This is a genomic window from Mesorhizobium sanjuanii, from assembly GCF_002529485.1.
Lineage (GTDB): Bacteria > Pseudomonadota > Alphaproteobacteria > Rhizobiales > Rhizobiaceae > Mesorhizobium > Mesorhizobium sanjuanii.
Genome location: NZ_NWQG01000321.1, coordinates 1 through 699 on the forward strand (window position 1 = coordinate 1; position 699 = coordinate 699).

Annotated in this window: 1 protein-coding gene; it reads right to left on the reverse strand. The window is 67.2% G+C overall.

Annotation, left to right across the window (positions count from 1 at the left end; genetic code table 11):
- Nucleotides 1–329: 329 nt before the first annotated feature.
- Nucleotides 330–554: a hypothetical protein gene (locus CN311_RS32820; protein WP_165779924.1), complete on the reverse strand. Its 225-nt coding sequence runs from the start codon at nt 552–554 to the stop codon at nt 330–332.
- Between the last annotated feature and the right edge of the window lie 145 nt (nt 555–699).

Here is a 699-nt window from a genome sequence, read left to right on the forward strand (position 1 = left end):
GCCCGATACCCTTCTCCGGTTCGCGACTGGTAAGATCGCCGACGATTCCGGATGTTCACCCCTCCGTTTCAGAAATGCCTTATTGAAGCCGGCTATTCAACCGGCAAGGCCCGGCTCTTCATGTCGCAGTCTCGTGCCGCCGGCAAAATTCGCCCGGTCCGCTCTTGGTGATCCGGCGCGGCGCTGCTAGTCTGGCGGCAACTTGAACACATGAAAGCGCCTGCTGCGTCCGGTCTTCGGTTCGCGCGGCGCCGGAAGGAACTGAAGTGGAAGACCACGACACCGGCGCCGGCGCGCCGGCAGTGGGCGTGTCCAGGGCTCCGCCGCCGTCAGGCCAGGCAGGCCCATCCGTCGGGGACCGTCAGGCGGGCGCCCGGCCAGGGCATGCCGAGCATCAGGGCGAGCACCAGAAGGGCAAGACCAGGAAGCGGCGCAAGCGCCGTCGCGGCCGCAAGGTTTTCGCCCGCGACGACAATCACGCGATAGTGGTTCGGCGGCGGAGCCCTGGACACGCCCACTGCCGGCGCGCCGGCGCCGGTGTCGTGGTCTTCCACTTCAGTTCCTTCCGGCGCCGCGCGAACCGAAGACCGGACGCAGCAGGCGCTTTCATGTGTTCAAGTTGCCGCCAGACTAGCAGCGCCGCGCCGGATCACCAAGAGCGGACCGGGCGAATTTTGCCGGCGGCACGAGACTGCGACA